Genomic DNA, 17,303 nt, shown 5'->3' with positions numbered 1-17,303 from the left:
CCACAAGATCACCATCAAGTGGAAGTTCACAAGGAAGCTGGCACGCCTGAAACTGAACTACTCATTCAAGCGGTCACAGTACTAGCAGGACGATACACAGCCCAGCCTATTTCACGGAAAAGGGGAGACTATGAGAAACCATACTCGAAGATGCCTTGGCGCGTTGCCAGTTGTCCTGCTGTTCGCTCTGCCCACAACGCTCGGCGCTCAATCCTATAGCGTGATCGATATAGGCGCATTGCCCGGTGGCAATACCGTTTCCACCAGAATCAACCAGGCGGGTCAGGCAGTCGGGAAGTCTGGAAAGAAGTACGGTGTCAAAACTCACGCCTTCGTCCTCTCTGGCGGCAAGGCTGTTGATATCGGAACCCTCCCAGGAGGCGAATACAGCTCCGCCTCCGACGTCAATACCACGGGGACAGTGGTTGGCGAGGCCAACACCGACACCAACATCCATGCCTTCCTCTGGGATGAAAAGGGAGGCTTACAGGATCTCGGCACCTTCCCTGGCGATACCGGCAGCAGAGCCTTCGCCGTTAGCGACTCCGATGAGGTGGTCGGGTACTCCAGTGGAGCCCATCCGCCGATCGCCTTTCTATGGAAGAAGAACAAAGGCATGACTAGCCTCGGCACGCTGCCCGGAGGCGACACCAGCGAGGCTTACGGCATCAACAACCCAGGCACGGTCGTCGGTGTCGCTTCCACCCAATCCGGCGCGAAACACGCCTTCGTGTGGACTGCCAAGGATGGCATGCAAGACATCGGAACCCTGCCCGGCGACATCGCCAGCGAGGCCCGCAAGATCAGCACGACTGGCATAGTGATTGGTTCCTCTATCGGAACAAACGTGACCCACGCGTTTCTGTGGACTGCCGACGGTGGCATGCAAGACATCGGAACCCTGAACGGTGACTCCACCAGCGCTCTCGATATAAACAACAAAGGCGAGATCGTTGGCACGTCAAACGCGTCGATGTCGGGCCATGCCTTTTACTGGTCCGCGGCCACCGGCATTCAAGACCTGAATACTCTGATTCCTGCCGATTCCGGGGTCATTCTTACGTCGGCGACGTCCATCAATAATGCCGGTTGGATTTTAGCGTTGGGAGCAGTAACAACCGACAAGAGCCAGCCACTGCAACTCGATGATACGCACCATCATGCGGGGCCGGCTCACTCGTTTTTACTTCAGCCAGGCAGGTAAGAGCGAGGCCAGTAATTCAAACGCGCGCATGAACTTCGTCAGCACCTTGTTCTCTCAGCTTAGGAGCTTGTTGAATTTGACCACGGCGGTGCGGATTCCGTGAGGATTGGCGCTCTGTCGCCGATGCAGTTTGTTTTGAAAGTGGTATTTCGGCTGTATTCACGGGGCATCGCTTGACCTGGCGCAGTGGTCCGATCTGCTTCAGCCAACCAAGCCTCTCTCAACCAGCCATCTGCGGCTGAGGCTGAGGCCATAACCAGGCTGGCGTGTGGTCCGCCGATCCAGATTGCTACGGCGGCCCTTCTCGTTCTTCGTAACATGCGGAGTGACATTCATCTCACGCGCCGTGGCCACAAAATCCTTCGTGTCATAGGCCTTGTCCGCGCCTACGGTGATGCGCCGCGAGCGGTTCTGCTGCGTCTCATGCAGCATCAAGAGCGCGGCGTCGTGTTCCGCGTATCCGTCGGCGTGCGTGACCATCGCGGCCGCGATCAGGCCGTTGCGCTTGTCCACCAAGGCATGGCCCAGATAACTCAGCTTCGACTCCTTGCCGTAGCTCTTCTTGTACAGCCGGGCGTCGCCATCGGTGGTCGATGCATGCGTCTGGTTGCTGCGCTTCTGGCCGCGGAAGCTCGAACCGTCGTCATCGTCGGAGCCGTCCTTCGAACGAAAGCTCTTCTGCGAGGCCCAGGCCTGAATCAGCGTGCCATCCACGGTGAAGTGCTCATCGCTCATCAAGCGCTTGGCCTGCCGGTTGACCTCGCTGAAGAACTGCTGCGCGACCGCGCTGCTCGCAACCGATCGCGGTTCTTGGAAAACACCGCGTGGTGCCATACCGCGTCGTCCATGCCCAGCCCGACGAAGCAACGAAACAGCAGGTTGTAGTCGATCTGCTCGACCAACTGCCGCTCCGAACGGATGGAGTAAAACACCTGCAACAACAAGGCCCGCAGAATATACTCCGGCGCAATCGAGCGACGACCCGTCGCAGCATACAGTTGGTCAAACTCCCCACTCAGTGACCCCAGAACCTGGTCGGTCAGCTGGCGCACCGCACGCAACGGGTGATCCTGAGGCACACGCTCTTCCAACGACACATAGCTGAACATCCCATCCTGAACCCGCTCATCTCCACGCATCCCAGTTAGACGAACATGACTGCACAGCAGTCGCATTCTTCAACAACTTCTTAGATTAGAGGGACTTCTATCTTTAAGAGTTAGAACGTTAAGGCCTAAATACGCAAAGGCCAGCTGCCCTTCTGCGGCGGCTAAAACGAGGTTATTAGAAATATCAAAAAGCCCCCGGCATGCTGGGGGCCTTTTTGTTGAGAACCATAGCGCTGAGCGGATCGAAGCGCCGAAGCCAGCCTGTTCAGTAAGCGTGGTTTTTTGGCCGCCTGTACAGGCTGAGGCGGCGGGGTCAAGCTCTTCTTGTGGTGGTGTGCAGCCGCCGAGGAGCGTGGATGGAAGGGATCCTGGTAGCTGGTGATAGATCCGGGAAGCGTCGCTATTGGACGGTGGAGGAGAAGCGGAAGATGGTCGAAGAGACGCTCGTCACGACCTGTTCCAACTAGCACTGCTAATGCGCGTTATTGCGGAATGCGCAACCTCATCCAAAGCCACTCCGCTGTCTGTGCGCACACCTCTTCGTTACAAAGCTAGGTACACACCTTTTCTCTTTTGACGGCTTAACTATGTCGCCCATCCTTTCGATTGATCCTCATTCTGAAGCATCGCCAAATAAGTCTGGAGGCTTAATATAGGTAAATTGCTCAAAAAAGATGGTTTGTCACGCATAAGTGCGCTGCATGAGACTGGGACTCGCACTCCAACGGGAAGATCCCAGGTTGGACTCTACCGGAGCCACCACCCGAACCGAATGGACACAAGTCCTCCCGGAATTGCCGACAGTCTCTCCAATGAGCCGGATAGCCTATGATACTGAGGATTGCGGCGGGGTCAAAATCCGATACAGCATGTGGCCATCCTGCAAAGGCGCGGCTTCGGAGATATCAACAAGCATCTGGTGATGGGTACTCAGATGACATGCAGGGTCCGTAGCCTCTGCATCTCCAAGGATCTGCAATGCCTGGCAGCGACAACCTCCGAAGTCCAGTTCTTTCCGGTCGCAAGAACGGCAAGGTTCCTGCATCCAGTCAGATCCGCGAAAACGTTGGAAGGCTGTGGAATGCCTCCATATCCAGTCGAGGTGATGCGTTCTCACGGTATCGAATTGAAGTCCTGGCAAGATGCTAGCCGAATGGCATGGCAACACCTGTCCGGAGGGATCAATCAGCAGCAGTTGACGACCCCAGCCACCTACACAAGCTTTGGGAAATTTTGCATAGTAATCTGGTAAGACACTCTGCAGATGGATTCGGCCGGCGAGACGCTGCTGCGCCGCTTTCAAGATCGAGATGGAGCGGCCTACCTGGTCCCGGGTCGGCAGTAGTTGGTTCCGATTTTGAAAGGCCCAGCCGTAATACTGGACGTGCGCGATCTCGATGCGCTGCGGTTCGAGACTCTCCGCCAGCGCAATCATTGCCTCCAAACGCTCCAGATTTTGGCGATGGACCACAATGTTGACAGTGAAGGCGAGGCGATGGCTGCCGATAAGCTCGGCCATCAAAAGCTTATGCGCGTGCGCTCGCGCTCCCGCAAAGCGATTCGCCTCTGCCTCATCGGCGTCCTGCAAACTCAGTTGAATATGATCGAGTCCTGCATCGACCAGCGCTTGCAACCGTTCGGCGTTGAGTCCCAACGCCGATGTAATCATATTCACGTACAGACCACCCTCGCGTCCTGCAGCGACGAGTTCGGCAAGGTCCGTGCGGGCAAGGGGCTCTCCACCAGTCAGATGCAGATGCACAACGCCTAGTGCTGCCGCCTCTCGAAACACACGCGTCCAGTCGTCTGTCCCAAGTTCTGCCGAGGCTGGTTGCATCTCCAACGGATTAGAGCAGTAGACGCAATGCAGAGGGCAGCGGTGCGTCAACTCAGCCACGAGCGAAAGCGGAGACGGGATGGATGGATTCGTCATCTCAGAGACCGGAAAACGAGAGCACACTGCGTGCGTGCAAACGTTCCAGAAAATTATGAACTTCGGTCGTGATCTGTTCCGTGGCTTCCGGGCCATATTGCCGACAGAGTTCGCTGACAATCTCATGGATAGAGCGCTGTCCATCAATCAGGGAGAGAATCTCCGCAGCACTTCCTTGGAGCTTCAGCATCCCTTCTGGAATCAGAAGAATAGCTTCTTCGGCCGTATTGCGTACGCGGCAGCCGGGCGCAAGTTGCGGAATTGCGTTCGATTCCAGGCTCACGCTACCTCCGGTTGGAATATACCTGGTTGCGGTGGTGTATGTCCTGGTTCGACGTAGGAGTAGTAAAGCGCGTCGAGTTGCGCCCATAGCAGCGCGCATTTCTCCTGCAGGCACTCCACGACGACCTCCTGCAATTCCGGTGTGGTTGCGTGCTCGAACGCATAATTAAAGGCAAATGCTGCATCTTCTGGCGCTTGCGTCAATCGTCCCTGGAAGTAGGCCAATCCCGGGACGAGCCAAGGATAGTATTTTCGTAACGCATCCATACGAAGTGCAATGAGATTGCCCGCGAAGAGTTCTGTTAAGGAGGACGAGACCGCTTCCAGCAACGTTCCGCGTGTGACCAGGTCGATGTATGAATCGACCGCATAACGGACCCCAGGGAGGATCGCTTTGCCGCTCAGCACAAGATCTCTCGACAGCCCCGTTGCTTCTGCAAGTTGAATCCATTTCTCGATGCCACCGGGAGAGTTCGGCTGATTGCCATCTCCGTCGTGGTCCACGATCCGTTTGCGCCAGGCGCGACGAAATGCCGGGTCATCCGATTTCGAGAGAATAACCGCGTCTTTAATCGGAATGACACTCTGGTAGTAAAAGCGATTGAGCGCCCACGCCTGCATTTGCCCTCGCGTCAATTCGCCTGCATGCATCCGAAGGTGAAAGGGATGTTTGTGGTGATACATGGCCTCGCCGGTCTCTTGCAGACGTTGGCGAAGCTCCGCTTTACCCAGTAACGCAGACGACATCAGAGGTTGATCTCCATTCCATCAAATGCAATCTCACATCCAGCTTCCAGGACGACGCGATGTTGCGGGCTCGATTCATCAAGGACAGGATTCGTATTGTTGATGTGAGTATAGATACTACGGGCGTGGCTGAGATTCGAGAGAGCTCTCAAAGATCCGGTATCGCCACCGATCGGTATGTGTCCCATCTCCGTTGCTGACGGAGTTCCCGCTTGTAAACTCTGCAACTCGCTTTCACTCCAAAAGGTTCCGTCCGCCAGCACAACCTGGCAGGTCTCAAAGAGCGACAGCGTCTCCTTAGAAAGAGCGGGGAGCGCGGGAAAGTAGGCCGCGCGTCGGCCGTTTGTGGCTTCAAGGATGAGCCCTACGGTCATATCCTCAGAATCAAGTTGCTTTCGCCATTCATCGGAAACATAAGCCGGTGGTTTGCCAGGAAGCCTGACCATGGTTACTTTGAGGTTTCCATCCAACACAATCGGAGTTCCAGTCGGTAAGACACCCCACTGGCTCTGACCGGGGACGCGATCCAACATCGAAAAGAACGGATTCGTCGAGAGAACGGCACGGACCCCGGCAGTCGAGTAGATCGATACAGGAGTGAACTCCCGCATCAAGAGCAATCCAAGGGTGTGGTCGAGATCGGCACTAGTGAGCACGACACCGGAGATGGGCGTATTCCGAAGACCCTGTTCTGAATGCGGGTGCAGCTTCGGATTGCGGAGCAACTGGTCCCGCAGATCTGGGGAGGCGTTCACCAGATACCAGGAACAGCCATCGCCGGAGACAGCCAGTTGCGATTGCGATCGTGGAGTTACGAGAGGAGAGCAGGAACGCGCAGCCACACAGTTAGTGCAGGCGCAATTCCATTGCGGAAGGCCACCGCCTGCGGCGGCCCCCAGCACATGTAACCACATTGACGGTTAGATTTCCGTGGGAGCGTAGGAGTTGATCTCGCAATTCAGCGAGACTTCTTCATAGTTAGGTGACTGCCACTGCTTCATAGGATACCTCTACCCTCTATTTTAGTGTGTAACCTAAACGATGGGCAAGATGGTTATCTTGAAGTAGCCATAAACAGTTGATTCTTTAATATTCCCCCTCGATCGAGGGGTTCTCTCGCAACTGGGCGTTCGATCTCTCTTACGTCGGCAATCACGGCATCCACACCTGACGACTACACGTCAGATCAACCAGCCATACCGCATAACCGGCAACCGGCCCTGTATCGAACCTCGGCACCTTCAATTTCTATGACACCTCTCGTGGAACCTCTACTACACATGGGCCAAGGCACTCTCACACACCGACGAGGCCGACATTATTCACCAACAGCGTTGCAGGACCCCCTGCAACATCAACGCCGACTACGGTCCGGCCAGTTCCGACATCCGCAACCGGCTCACGAGCAACGTCGTTGATCAGCCGCTCTTTTCGCAGATGTTCGGTGGTGGCTGCAACCCCTGGGCTCTGCGATGGCTGGCAGGTCGGTGGCATCCTTACCGCACAGAGTGGCAGTCCTATCAACGTCGTGCAGTCCTCAGGACTCTCGGCCAGCCGTCCAGAACTCACTTGATCCCAGCACGCGCGAGTAAAGGAGCTAAATAGGCTAACGAAAGATAATTGTGATTAACTTCGAGTTCCTCTCAAACGTAAGCCCCGGCAGACGGTCGTTCGTCGTAATTGGAAGACTTGCGCCATCGATGATCGCCTCTGATGGCGTGTGTGGGGCACCTACAAGCTCGACGCGAAGACTCTCCCATTGCGGTCGATAATTCCCTTCGGGGGCATTAAGTGTCACGGTCACTGTGCCGTTTGCGTCAACCGCGCATGATGCTTTCACACGGTAATAATCACCGTGTCTGTAGTTCAGCGTGTGGCCGTCGTCAGCATAGGTGGAGCTTTCGCAACTTTGATTTTGTGCGGGGACATAGACACGAAGAGTGAGAGGACCTTTGGGCGTCTCTTCCGTGCTCTGAACGAGATTCTGCAGCGGCAGAATTGCGCCACCGCGCACATAAACTGGAACCGTCGCCAGATCGGGCTTCAAGAGAACGCGCTGGTTCTGTAAGAGAGCATCGCGCAGCTCCGCGTCATGGGCCTGCGCTGTAGCTTCACCACCGACACGATTGCCGGTCCAGTAGTCATACCATCGTCCTGGCGACAGATGGAGCTCATACGGTGCGATCTCTTCAGGAGACGGGTTTGGCGCGATCAGCAGGTCCGGCCCGAGGAGAAACTCTGCACCGCCAGGGTCCATAGGGCTACCGTCTGCGGCAGCATGCGGAAGCTCCATAAAGAGGGGTCGCATCATCGGCATGCCATCCCGCGAGGTCCCCTTCGCCACGGTATAGATGTACGGCAAAAGACGATAGCGCTCCTCGATGTAGCGACGCCGCATCGCCTCGTGCTCGGGACCATCGACCCAGGGCTCATACAACCGAGTTCCTTTGGCCGAGTGGTCACGATCGATCGGTTGAAAGGCCGCTATCTCAAGCCACTTCGTCAGCAGGTCCGTCGGCGGAGCACCGGCAAACCCACCCATGTCCGCCCCGCAAAGCTGAAGCCGCTCATACCGAGATTCATCAGCTGAGGAATCGTCATGCGAAGGTGGTTCGACGTTGAGCTGTTGTCACCGGTCCAGGTCACAGCGTAACGCTGGCCACCTGCATAGCTGGCGCGCGTCATCACATAAGGCCGTTCGTTCGGGACGCAACGCCAGCAGGCCGTCATAGGTCGCCCGGCTATCCTCATGCCGAATATGTTGTGTGTCCTCGCGGTGGGTCGCTGTGCGAGTAACGACGCCGGGCTCGTCAATCCGATGCTGCACGTCAAGCGGCATCGTCTTCGTGGGATAGCGAAACACGGCCGGCTCGTTCATGTCGTCCCAGAAGCCCGAGACACCGTCCTTCACGAAATCCTTGTAGAGCGTGCCGAACCACTGGCGCGTCTGCTGCCGCGTGAAGTCAGGAAAGAGCGAAGGCCCCGGCCACACCGGACCGACCTAGTTCGTTCCGTCGGGGTTATTAACGAAGTGATCCCCCGCAATCCCCGAATCATAGGGCGCAAAACCGGGGTCCGGCTTCTGCGCGATGTGAAGATCCGCCAATCAAGTCAGGTGGAAGTGATCACGAGCCAACTGGCTGACCATATCAGGAATGCGTGGAAAGCGCTCCGGGTCGACCGTGAAAGGCATGTTGTTTTTCTGGAAATCGATATCCAGCCATAGTGCATCCGCTGGAATCTTGTCGCTCCGAAGCCTCGCAGCAACATCCATCAACTGTGACTCTGGAGAATACGAGTAGCGTGACTGCTGAAAGCCGAACGACCACAGTGGAGGCAGAGGCGAAGGCCCTGTAAGCCACGCATACGCCGCCATCACATCCGCGGCTCCGGCCCATACAGAAAGTAGTAGTCGATGGGTCCGCCCTGCGAGCCGAAGCTGTACTCCTGATCGTTCTCGCGGCCAAAGTCGAACGATGTTCTCCAGGTGTTGTCGAAGATCACGCCATAATAGCGCCCCGTTCTTTCTCCGAGAAAGAACGGGATGCTCTTGTAGATCGGGACTGTGGACTTCTGCCACCAGAAGCTGTCCGTGTTCCACAGCGTGCGGAATCCTCGGGCGTCGGGACTTACCGTCACACCGTGGTGCGGCTAGCCGGCAGGACCGCCCATGAAACATCTTCTGGGACCTGAGTCCGCCACTCCCGCAACACGCAGCTTGTCGTCCTCAGAGCCGTGATCTCAAGGGTCGTCCCGTACCAGGTCGCGGTCAGGCCGTTTGAAGTAAGGTGAATCTGCTGCGCGCTCATAGCAGACGGCGACAGCACAATGACCAGTAGACTCAGAAGGGAACGGACCAGCTTCGCATACCGCAACCTCATCATTCCGCGAATGATACAGGCAATCCGCTTCCCTGCTTTTTCACTTCAACTTTTCTTCAACAAAAAAGCGCTCTGTTTTCAGATCGTTATCTATTCATCCTTTGTTGACTAGATCGAGCGAAAACAGGTTCGCAGTCGTCAGACGGGCACGAACCGCAACCGTTCCGTCCTGAAACAGACCGCATAACACAAGGTCGCTAAACTCTGTCGAATGAAGGTTTCCAATTCCGCCAAGCTCCTCGATGCGGCCATCCGCAACCGAGACCTTATAAACGGGCTGCCCCTCTTCCATGAACGCATCGGCATAGATCCAGCGGCTGTCCGCGGACCAGACCGGGTCCGCCGCCGATCGGTACGACAGCACACGCCACTGCCTGCTCGCGACCTCATACAACCTGAGCTGCTTCTGATCCAGCGACATCGCGGCGATGTACCGCCCATCGAGCGACCAGCGTGGGCTGAACAAGTCCTGCGAGCCAGGCAATGTCGTCAACTGGTGCGATTTGAGATCCAGGATCTGGATCGTTCGTGGAGCCGCATCCTTTCCCATCAGGTCAGGAACCTGCCCGAACACGATGCTTTTCCCATCCGGCGACCACGTCGGATCGGCCGTATTGCTTTGGCTCTGGAAGAGCGACTGCAGATCGCTGCCATCCGCCACCACCTGGTAGATGCTCCAGGCACCCGATGCCGACCTCGCCATCAAGGCGAGCCGTGAACCATCAGGCGACCAGTGCGCGGTGAAGACCTGCAGATCGCTGGGCGTCAACTGTAGCAACTCAGATCCGTCCGAGCGCGCACGCCACAGACGCCCCTCGATATCCACCCACGCCAGCCATTTGCCATCGCGTGTCTCTTCCAGGCGAGTTGCTTCGCTGTAGAAGCTGCGGGCCGGAACGAACTCGTGCGATCCCGGGCGAAGGAGTTGCACCTCGCCTTCGGAAGACAAGCCGGTCATAAATATTCTCTGCTGCGAGCGCTCGGGCACCGGCCCCTGATAGGCGAGCGGGCCATCTGTGAGCCTTATGGGCTGCGATGATCCCTTGCGCAGCAGCCACAAGTCCGATGTCATACCCTGGGTCGACTGAAATACGAAGCTGGCGCCATCGGACATCCAGCTTCCGCAGCAAATCTTCCGCGACTGCGACCACCCTGCAAGAACGGGGCGCGCGCGATGATCGTCGGCATTCATCTCCCACAGAGCGAGCGTATGAGCCAAGGGGTTGAACAAAGTGAACCGCAACAGCCTTCCGTCAGGCGACCAGCGCAGCCAGAAAGCCCGCCCCGGAAGCGACGCATAGTGGACCGGAGCGGAACCGTCCAATGATGTCTCAAACAGTTCGTTATCTGCCGCATACAGAATGTGTTGATCGTCCGGCATCCATGTCGCGTCGTGAGCCAGCACCCTCAGGACTCTCTGGGCCGACCCACCGGACGAGGGGACTATAAATAGAGGTTGCTCGGACTGATTGGAGGCGTGGCTTCGCACCAGGAGACGTAGGCCGTCGTGAGAGATGTTCGCAATCGCCGGTCCGGCAACCTCATCCGGAAGCACAATCGGTTCGCTCTCACCGCCAGCGATAGGAATACGATCGAGGTGGACGCTGCCGTCGCGAATAACCGAAGCAAACAGGTGCAGCCCGTCGGTCACCGTTACCGGAAAGACCTCCATGGCGTCTCCTCCGGGCAGAATTCTCTGAGCATGCGTGATCTGGCGAAGAGAAGGAACCTGAGGTCCAGCGTCCCTAAGTCCGACCGTAAAACCCGCTGTCGCTGCAACCGCAACAAGACCAGCTGCCAGTAACCATGGAATCCAGCCACGGCCATTCGCCTTCACTTCTTGCACTGGCTGTGCCGCTTCGATTTCAGGAGCGGCAAGACCCTCCGGCTCAGCTTCGTGAGGAACGGAAGGAGCTGCAGCGTTCGCGTTCAATGTAACCAGGGCCGCAGATGGGTTGTCCAATACGGTGACTGGAGCGATGAACCTGTAGCCTCTCCGGGGCAGCGTCTCTACGAAGCGAGGATTGTCGGCGTTATCCCCCAGCGCCTCGCGAATCTTATTAATGGCGGTTCCAAGAGAGTGATCGAAGTCGACGTTGGTCCCTTTTTCCCAGACTCGCTCCTGAAGCTTCTCGCGAGTGACGACCTGTCCGGGCCGTTGAACCAGTTCAGCCAACACTCGGAAGGGCTGCCCCTGAATCTTGATCCGGAAACCACCCCGCCAAAGCTCTCCCGTGGAGAGATCCGCCTCAAACGTACCAAAGGCAACTCGTACGGGATTTGAGCCCATGTAAGAAATGTAACACTCGCAGCTCGTCGATGCATTTCCCGCGAGTTGATAACTCCAGTCAAACAAAACAAAAAACAGGTCTTATCTGTTGATTCGACTTTCATAGCAAAACGATGCCCCGGAGATGGAATTGCAGCTTCCGATTCATGGACATTTCACGCTGCCGCAGTAAGGCACCCCGCCCGGCTGCGGCCTTTTGGAGACATGACTCAATGAAATTCAAAATCAGGAGCTTTCCCTCTTACCTGTTGGTTGCCCTCTCGGCACTCCTACTAGGCTTTACCCATCTTTCGCTGGAGGCGCAGACCGATACCGGCCGTGTGACCGGAGTCGTCGAGGACACCACCGAGGCCAGCATCCCCGGTGCAACCGTCACCATCGAGAACACACAGACGTCTGCCAAGCAGACCACTACAGCCGATGGAGTTGGTAACTTCAACTTCTCTGCACTGCCGCGTGGCCAGTACAAGATCACCGCCACGATGAACGGATTCCAGACAACGACCCAGACCTTCGATCTTCAGGTCTCGCAGACCCAGACCATCACCTTCAAGCTGGCCGTCGGCAGCACCAGCGAGAGCATCGAAGTCACCAGTGCCGCACCGATCATTGATCTCGGCACCTCCTCGGTCGGCGAAGTCGTCGCCGGCCGGCAGGTGACTGAGCTTCCGCTGAATGGACGGAACTTTACCCAGCTGGCCCTGCTGACTCCCGGCGTCACCCGCGGCAACTACGGCAACAGTGCCTCCGGCGTAAACGGCGACGCCGAAACCTTCCGCAACAGCTCCTCTGGCGGCGGCTCGCTCTCGACCAACGGGCTTCGCCCCCAGGCCAACAACTATATCCTCGACGGCATCGACAACAACGAAGGCCTCGTCAACACCCTCGACTTCTTCCCCAACGTCGAAGCCACCGAAGAGTTCCGCGTAAACACCAGCACGGCCCCTGCGGAGTTCGGTCGTGCCGGCGGAGCTATCGTTCAGACCTCCATCAAATCCGGATCCAACAGCTATCACGGATCGGCCTACTGGTTCGCCCGCTCGAATCTGTTTGACGCCAGCCCAAACTACCAGTTCCTTGGCGCGAGCAAGACACCTGCCCTCCCGTTCAAGCGCAACACCTTCGGTGGCACGCTCGGCGGCCCCATCATCAAGGACAAGCTCTTCCTCTTCGGCGACTACTCCGGCTCCCGCGAAAGCACTCCGCTGAATCCCCAGATCGTCACTGTGCCCACGGCACTGATGCGTCAGGGCAACTTCAGCCAACTGCTCGGCACCGGCGCCACCCAGGCACCCTCCATCTGCGGCACCCCAGGCGTGACGACGGTCGTGGTCAACGGCGGCATCTACGATCCAACCACCTGCCAGCAGTTCCCAGGCAACATCATTCCGGCAAGCCGTCTCAATGCAGCCGGCATAAACTACCTCAACGCCTATCCGCTGCCGAACATTCCCGGCACGCTGAACGGCACCCAGAACAACTACCGCACCATCCGTCGTGACACTCGCAAGACCAACACCATCGACGGCCGCCTCGACTACAACGTCGGCGCCAAGGACCGTCTCTTCGCGCGCTTCAGCTATGACAACAGCAACTTTAGCCGCACCTCGGAGTTCCCGACCCTGCCCGCAGGCTTCGCCTCCGGCACCAACTACGTGCACGCTCGCGGTTACGCCCTGGGCGAAACCCACACCTTTGGCCCCAACACCATCAACGAGCTCCGCGCAGGCTTTAACCGCTACACCTTCGCCAACGTGCCTGTCTTCACCAACCTGCCGATCTCGGCCGACCTCGGCATCGTGAATGCCAATCGCACGGCTCAGCTTGGCGGCGGAGCGCTCATTGGTGGCAACGGCAGCCAGCTTGAGTACACCGGTGACTATGGCACTTACCTCGTACCTGAGAATACCTACCAGATCAACGACGCACTCACATACACCTACAAAAGCCACGTCTTCAAATTCGGCGGCAACGCTATCCGTCGTGAGGTAGCCTTCTTCCGTCCTATCGCGGGCAAGGGGTACTTCCAGCTGGGTAATGGTGACTTCACCGGCTACGACGTGTCCGAGGTCCTCGCGGGCTTCTCTGATAACTACAGCATCGGCGCGCAGAGCGGGCTCTTCGGCACACGCAACTACGAGGTAGGCATCTTCGGACAAGACGATTGGAAGGTCAGCCGCCGTCTGACGCTGAACCTCGGCATCCGCTGGGACGTCATTACCTATCCCTACGAGATGCACAACCGCCAGGCCGCTCTCGATCCCAACAGCCCCGCCAACAACCCGACGGAGTTCATCGCCGGACAGAACGGCGTCGGACGCTCCATCATCAACAACCGCTTCAACAACTTCGCCCCGCGTATCGGCTTCGCCTACGACCTTGATGGTCAGGGCAGGACCGTGCTGCGTGGCGGCTACGGCCTCTTCTACTTCCTCGACCGTGGCGGCATCGACAATCAGCTCGGACAACAGGTTCCCTTTGGCGGCAGCACAGCCTATTACGCCAGCAAGGGCTATCGCATCGCCTTCACCGGTCAGAATGCGCCGAACGGATCGTTGAACAGCGCGCAGGCCACCAACCCCCTGCCGCTGCCCACCACGTCGCAACTCACCGGGGCCAACGTCTTCGCTGTGAACCAGACGGAGAAGTTACCCACCGTGCAGCAGTATGATCTTCAGATTCAGCAGGAGCTGACGCCGAAGATGGTGATGACCGTCGGCTACGTCGGCAACATCGGCACGCACCTGGCCACGGGTTACAACTACAACAGCAAACCCTTCTCTACCTCGGCCACCACGCCTACGGCGTTCCCGACCCTCGGCCAGGTGGTCTACAACCTGAACGACGGCGTCAGCCACTACAACAGCCTGCAGGCACAATTGAACTACCGCGCCTCCAAGGGCCTCACACTTACCAGCTCATATACGTGGGCGCGCAACATCGATAACACCAACGGCTATCTCGGCTTCTACGCCGTAAGCGATCTGTACTTCTACGACCACAGCCTGAACAAGGGCAACAGCTCACTGGATCAGCGGCACGTCTTCGTTGCCAGCGCGCTGTATAACCTGCCGTTCGGCCGCGGCCAGAGGTTCGGCAGCAACCTGAGCCGTGGGCTCGACTATGTCATCGGCGGATGGCAGCTCAACACGATCGTGCAGGCGGAGACGGGTACGCCGTTCAGCGTTACCTTCCCGGTCTACGGTGGCGGCACCAGCATCCGCGCCGACCTCACCGGCAGCCAGCCGATCTACCTCCGCAGCATCTCCGGCTACTACCTGAGCCCCGCCGCCTTCAGAATGGTGGCTCCGGCAGGACGCCAGGGAAACTCGGGACGTAACGAGTTCTTCGGACCCGGGATCGCCAGCGGCGACGTCTCGATCTTCAAGACAGTCGGCATCACGGAGCGGTTCAAGACCGAGTTGCGTGCTGAGGTCTTCAACGTAACCAACACGCCACAGTTCACCAACCCTGATGGCAACATCACGGATGGGACCTTCGGTCGCATCACAGCAACGCGTCAGGCCTCCGAGCGTCAGATGCAGATGGCAATTCGCCTCCTCTTCTAAGAGGCTGGCTAACCACTCTGGGGCGCCGCAGCAACAGCGGCGCCCTTCTTGTTCGAAACAACTTCGGAGTCCGTCAATCATGCTTCATCGTTTCGCTGCCACCGTTGCTTCCTCACTCCTCTTCTCCTGTCTGCCACTCAGCGCGCAGGCTCCGCGGATCGACAAAGTCGATCCTCCCAACTGGTGGATCAACATGCCCGCTCCCATGCTGCTTGTGAAAGGCGAGCATCTCACTGATGCTCGCTTCATCGTCGGCGGATTGCCGATCAAACGCACTATGCTCTCCGAGAACGGCCACTGGGCCGAGCTATGGCTGAGCAAGGATGCAACAGCCGCCGGCGAGATCACGCTCACAGCTGAGACTCAGCAGGGCAAGGCACAGATGCCTTCAAATTTGAAGCTCGCCGCACGCCCAGCGACGGCTTCGCTGGCTTCTCTTCGCGTGACGTCATGTATCTCATCATGACCGACCGCTTCGCCGATGGGGACCATGCAAACGACGGCCCTGAAGCAAAGGGCTCCGCCGACAGTGCCCCCGCCAAAGCAGAACGCGCCAACCCTCACGGCTGGCACGGAGGCGATCTGCGCGGCATCATCGATCACCTCGACTACCTTCAGACGCTCGGCATCACTACTATATGGATCACGCCTGTCTATCAGAACCACAGCCCCGAGGCCTATCATGGCTATCATGCTACCGATATGTACGCGGTCGATGAGCACTACGGTTCGCTCGACGATCTGAAAGCCCTCAGCAAAGCCCTTCACGAACGCGGCATGAAGCTCGTGCTCGACACCGTTCCGAACCACGTCGGCCCACGGCATCCCTGGGTCGACGACTCACCCGAGCCAACATGGTTTCACGGCACCAAAGCAAACCACACCGCGGCCATCATGGATTTCCAGCCACTCACCAATCCATACGCTCCGTGGCGAGACGAGCGCAACATTACCGAAGGCTGGTTCGCCGATGCCCTGCCCGACAACAACCAGGAAAATCCTGCCGTAGCGAAATACCTCATCCAGAACGCCATCTGGTGGACCGAAGAGGTAAGCCTCGACGGCCTGCGCATCGACACCTTCCCTTACGTCGGCCGCGAGTTCTGGAGCCAGTTTCACTCCCAGCTCCACGCTCTCTATCCAAGCCTCACCACCGTTGGCGAGATCTCCAACCCCGATCCGCAGATCGTCTCCTCATTCGCAGGCGGCGTCACCCGCAACGGCGTCGATACCGGCCAATGGTCGCCACTCGACTTCCCACTGCACTACGCCATCCGCAATGCCTTCAGCGGCAGCGCCTCCATGGAGGAACTGGCGAAGGTTTTGCGACAGGACGCGCTCTATCCGAACCCCGAGCGCCTCACACCATTTATCGACAACCATGACCTCAATCGCTTCGCCAGCGCGCCGGGTGGAAGCCTCGCGGCCAATAAACTCGCAATGGCCTTTCTTCTCACAGTGCGCGGTATGCCGCACTTGTATTCCGGCGATGAGATCTGCTTGGAGGGCTACCAGGACCCCGATAATCGTCGTGACTTTCCAGGCGGCTTCGGCGACGGTAAGAACAATGCATTCCAGGCATCCATGCGCTCTCCGACTCAAACTGAAATATACGATTGGACAAGTAATCTCCTCTCCCTGCGTAAACGTACGCCGGCACTACTCATCGGTAGCATGCAGATTCTTTACACGTCGTATGATTCGATTGTTTACGAACGCACCGCAGGAGCACAGCGTATCCTGATCGCAATTCATCGGGGTAATGAAGACACTGTCTTGCACATAAGCACCGCGCAGACCGACCTCGCTAGCCATTCAATAAATTCACACCTCTTCGGCGAAGGGACAAATCGCGCTGAGTCAGATGGTATTGCGATTGAACTTCCTCGGAACGGAGTCCTTATTTCATCTATGCCTTAAGAACCCCGATTTAGAATCGTTAGGCACACCTCACATTATGGTGCTGTGGAATGGAGAAACCATCGATGGCTGGGTGATGCGCGTCGGGGATTTACTGATGCCTCTGGTCGCGGTCATGGGCCGCGAGTTAGTCAGGGGTAACTACATCCAGGCCGATGAGACGCCCGGTGGATGTGCAGACACGCGATGGCCGGTCGAGGAACCACCCCGGCTATCTGTGGCAATACGGAACTCCGGGCGGCGCAGCAATCTTCGAGTTCCGCATGGGGCGCGGACGCGAAGGGCCCATGCGTTTCCTGGAAGACTTCGCAGGCATTTTATAGACCGACGCTTATGCGGCTTACGGCCGTGTCGGCGGACCGAAGATG

General features: G+C 57.8%; 13 protein-coding genes and 3 pseudogenes. 6 read left to right on the top strand and 10 right to left on the bottom strand.

All coding sequences use genetic code 11. The annotated features are described in order from the left end of the window. Positions 1-163: 163 nt before the first annotated feature. Positions 164-1,204, top strand: coding sequence for an HAF repeat-containing protein (locus tag Q363_RS24145; protein WP_051979248.1), 1,041 nt, complete (start codon positions 164-166; stop codon positions 1,202-1,204). A gap of 172 nt (positions 1,205-1,376) precedes the next feature. On the opposite strand, the pseudogene Q363_RS36720 reads toward Q363_RS24145, so the two are convergent. The 5 genes and pseudogenes from Q363_RS36720 to pqqB form a co-directional block, all read right to left on the bottom strand. Continuing rightward, positions 1,377-2,343 (bottom strand): annotated as a pseudogene (locus Q363_RS36720) (IS5 family transposase); the annotation flags it as partial. A gap of 796 nt (positions 2,344-3,139) precedes the next feature. Continuing rightward, complete coding sequence (gene pqqE, locus Q363_RS24135; RefSeq protein ID WP_035355854.1) at positions 3,140-4,246, bottom strand: pyrroloquinoline quinone biosynthesis protein PqqE; 1,107 nt, start codon at positions 4,244-4,246, stop codon at positions 3,140-3,142. 1 nt (position 4,247) lies between these two features. Then, positions 4,248-4,529 carry a pyrroloquinoline quinone biosynthesis peptide chaperone PqqD gene (gene pqqD / locus Q363_RS24130; protein ID WP_035355851.1) on the bottom strand — a complete coding sequence of 94 codons (282 nt, stop codon included), beginning with the start codon at positions 4,527-4,529 and terminating at the stop codon, positions 4,248-4,250. Continuing rightward, complete coding sequence (pqqC, locus tag Q363_RS24125) at positions 4,526-5,275, bottom strand: pyrroloquinoline-quinone synthase PqqC (protein WP_035355848.1); 750 nt, start codon at positions 5,273-5,275, stop codon at positions 4,526-4,528. The genes pqqD and pqqC overlap by 4 nt, the downstream gene beginning before the upstream one ends. Then, a complete protein-coding gene (gene pqqB, locus Q363_RS24120; protein ID WP_035355846.1) occupies positions 5,275-6,189 on the bottom strand; it encodes a pyrroloquinoline quinone biosynthesis protein PqqB in 915 nt (304 codons plus the stop codon). Before pqqB ends, pqqC begins: the two co-directional genes overlap by 1 nt. 403 nt (positions 6,190-6,592) lie before the next feature. Here pqqB and Q363_RS47500 point away from each other — a divergent pair, with 403 nt between their 5' ends. Beyond that, on the top strand, positions 6,593-6,880 hold the full coding sequence (locus Q363_RS47500; protein WP_483782907.1) for a hypothetical protein: 288 nt from the start codon (positions 6,593-6,595) through the stop codon (positions 6,878-6,880). A gap of 1 nt (position 6,881) precedes the next feature. Here the strand turns inward: Q363_RS47500 and Q363_RS45945 are convergent, their stop codons facing one another. From Q363_RS45945 to Q363_RS24105, 5 genes and pseudogenes are all read right to left on the bottom strand, one after another. Beyond that, complete coding sequence (locus Q363_RS45945; RefSeq protein WP_342667456.1) at positions 6,882-7,568, bottom strand: DUF5110 domain-containing protein; 687 nt, start codon at positions 7,566-7,568, stop codon at positions 6,882-6,884. 111 nt (positions 7,569-7,679) lie between these two features. Continuing rightward, positions 7,680-8,005 (bottom strand): annotated as a pseudogene (locus tag Q363_RS45940) (TIM-barrel domain-containing protein); the annotation flags it as partial. Next, positions 7,905-8,651: pseudogene (locus tag Q363_RS45650) on the bottom strand (TIM-barrel domain-containing protein). The pseudogenes Q363_RS45940 and Q363_RS45650, both read right to left, overlap by 101 nt. Further along, positions 8,651-8,914, bottom strand: a complete 264-nt coding sequence (locus Q363_RS44635) for a hypothetical protein (protein ID WP_051979241.1) — start codon at positions 8,912-8,914, stop codon at positions 8,651-8,653. Before Q363_RS44635 ends, Q363_RS45650 begins: the two are co-directional and overlap by 1 nt. Positions 8,915-9,250: 336 nt before the next feature. After that, positions 9,251-11,446, bottom strand: coding sequence for a winged helix-turn-helix domain-containing protein (locus tag Q363_RS24105; protein ID WP_035355842.1), 2,196 nt, complete (start codon positions 11,444-11,446; stop codon positions 9,251-9,253). Between the two features lie 212 nt (positions 11,447-11,658). Here Q363_RS24105 and Q363_RS24100 point away from each other — a divergent pair, with 212 nt between their 5' ends. The 4 genes from Q363_RS24100 (at position 11,659) to Q363_RS41060 (ending at position 17,258) form a co-directional block, all read left to right on the top strand. Continuing rightward, the gene (locus Q363_RS24100) at positions 11,659-15,015 is read left to right on the top strand and encodes a TonB-dependent receptor (RefSeq protein ID WP_035355839.1); all 3,357 of its coding nucleotides are present in this window, start codon (positions 11,659-11,661) and stop codon (positions 15,013-15,015) included. A gap of 79 nt (positions 15,016-15,094) precedes the next feature. Next, positions 15,095-15,481, top strand: a complete 387-nt coding sequence (locus Q363_RS44630; protein WP_051979240.1) for a cyclomaltodextrinase N-terminal domain-containing protein — start codon at positions 15,095-15,097, stop codon at positions 15,479-15,481. Next, the gene (locus Q363_RS24095) at positions 15,466-16,935 is read left to right on the top strand and encodes an alpha-amylase family glycosyl hydrolase (RefSeq protein ID WP_051979239.1); all 1,470 of its coding nucleotides are present in this window, start codon (positions 15,466-15,468) and stop codon (positions 16,933-16,935) included. The genes Q363_RS44630 and Q363_RS24095 overlap by 16 nt, the downstream gene beginning before the upstream one ends. A 167-nt stretch (positions 16,936-17,102) precedes the next feature. Next, entirely contained in the window at positions 17,103-17,258 is a 156-nt protein-coding gene (locus Q363_RS41060) for a transposase (protein ID WP_169747107.1), read from the top strand. Positions 17,259-17,303: the final 45 nt, after the last annotated feature.

Source organism: Edaphobacter aggregans DSM 19364 (genome assembly GCF_000745965.1).
Taxonomy (GTDB): Bacteria; Acidobacteriota; Terriglobia; order Terriglobales; family Acidobacteriaceae; genus Edaphobacter; species Edaphobacter aggregans.
This window is presented reverse-complemented; position numbering and strand designations above follow the sequence as displayed.